The organism is Variovorax sp. P4_D9 (genome assembly GCF_056401695.1).
The window spans coordinates 1-1,823 of sequence record NZ_JBFUIU010001281.1 but is presented as its reverse complement, the minus strand read 5'-3'; the positions used below and the strand labels follow the sequence as shown (position 1 = coordinate 1,823).

The following is a 1,823-nucleotide window of genomic DNA, read 5'->3' as shown; positions in this document are numbered from 1 at the left end:
ATCCTGAAATCCACACACAAGCCGTCCGGAACCCGCGTCAGTTCAGCATGTCATCCGCCGGATTCGCCTGTCTTGGACAGCAGTGATCGAGGCCCTTGATTTGTCCACAAGAGTTTTCGGACCTGGCTTCTCGGGATCACGTCTCGCTGCCGCGCTGAACGCTCGAATCTTGTACGAACAGAACGACTTTAACGCCGGTGATCAGTTGATGCGCGATCGACTGATGCTGAGTGGGTCGCAGGGAGGAATCGAAGGCGCACTCATCGCCTACATCGTTGGAGCCAAGATCGCTGCTGCGCGGCAGCAAACACCTTTTGCCGTGCTCTTGCTTCGCGAAGCCGAAACGATCGGCGAAGAACGCGGATGGTCACGCCTCGTCGCAGCCAGTCTCGCCGAGCGCGTCCGGCTGTTCGTCGCCGATGGGCAATTCAAGGAAGCCGACTCTTGCGCGAGGCGACTGGCCGAGGCGGCAGCCAATTCAACGATTGCAGCCAATGCCCAGCTTCTGTCTCGCCAACTGGCCATCGCAGATGCCTACCTGGCCCTCGACAAAGGGCCCTCGACGCATACTGCGGCAACCCTGCGCTCTCTGGTGTCAGCAAGCGTGCTTCGCCGCGAGCGCTACCTCGCCGTGGAATTGACGCTGTTGCTCGCGTGCGTTCTGCACGGTCTCGGTGAACTCGACAAGGCTTCGATCGAACTCAGGCGCGCCATCGAACTCGGCGCAGCGAGTGGCTTGTATCGGACTTTCCTGGATGGCGGAGAGCCGATCCGTCAGCTTCTCGCCTGGATGTACGACCGACGTACGGCCGACGGCGGCATCCTCGCCGAACTGCGACCCTATGTGCGCGCCCTGTTGATCGCATTTCCCGGGCGCGCCGAAACCACCAAGGGCGCACGAAGCAGGCACAGGTCAGGTGAATCGCTATCGCCACGCGAACGTCACATCGTCTCGCTGATGAGTCATGGCTTGTCAAACAAGCGCATCGCGAAACAACTCGGCATCGCTCCGGAGACAGTCAAGTCGCACGCCAAGCACATTCTTCAGAAGCTCGCGGCCCAGACGCGCGTCGAGGCTGTATCGCGCTCGCTGAGCCTGGGCATCATCTAGCGTCATCTAGAGCGTGCGCAGGTCGCGCCGCAGTATCTTGCCCACGGTCGCCGATGCAGGCCGACTCCGCGACACCGGGACATGAGGCGGCAACGGCCTCGATCTCATTCGGGAACACGTTGAAGCCCGAGACGATGACCATGTCCTTCTTGCGAGCCCGGATCCGAACTGACCGTCGAGCAAATTGCCGCGCATTGCCGCCGGGATCTGACGGCCTACAAGATTCCGCGGATCATCCAGTTCGTCGACGCATTGCCGAAGAGCAGTGAGCGGCGAGGACTGCGAGGCCTGGGCCGCCGGCGCGCAGCGCGTCGACGGCAGCTGGTGGCCGCACTGGATGGCCTGGATGCATGCGCGTTCGGGACGACGTGTGCCGGCACCGAAGAAGTTGGGCAGCCGAGTACACAAGCCGGGCGCTGCGGCACCGGGCGAATATGTCCTGGGGGCCTGAGGCCGTCGCATGGCACATCGCAAACCACAAGCATCGGGCGTCCGCGTCCCATCCGCCGTCGAGCGCCTCGAAGACGTCCAGCTGGACCCTGTCACCGGATTGCATATAGGAACCGTGCGCATCGGCCGCCAGCAACTGCGCGTCGGCATCCGTCCGGCCTCGGGCAACAGGTCATTGCGGGAAGAAACGCGCCGCCCCCTGCTTGCCTTCAACGGCATTGGCGCCAATCTCGAATTGGTGGGCCCCTTCCTCGCTGAACTC

Annotated in this window: 2 protein-coding genes and 1 pseudogene; all 3 read left to right on the top strand. The window is 62.8% G+C overall.

Annotated elements, in window-relative coordinates; translation table 11 throughout:
- The first annotated feature begins 82 nt into the window (after positions 1-82).
- Positions 83-1,111, top strand: coding sequence for a LuxR C-terminal-related transcriptional regulator (locus AC1DY5_RS53960; RefSeq protein WP_478122413.1), 1,029 nt, complete (start codon positions 83-85; stop codon positions 1,109-1,111).
- Between the two features lie 265 nt (positions 1,112-1,376).
- Positions 1,377-1,562, top strand: a complete 186-nt coding sequence (locus AC1DY5_RS53955; protein WP_478122412.1) for a hypothetical protein — start codon at positions 1,377-1,379, stop codon at positions 1,560-1,562.
- Positions 1,563-1,571: 9 nt separating this feature from the next.
- Positions 1,572-1,823, top strand: a pseudogene (locus AC1DY5_RS53950) (hypothetical protein); the annotation flags it as partial.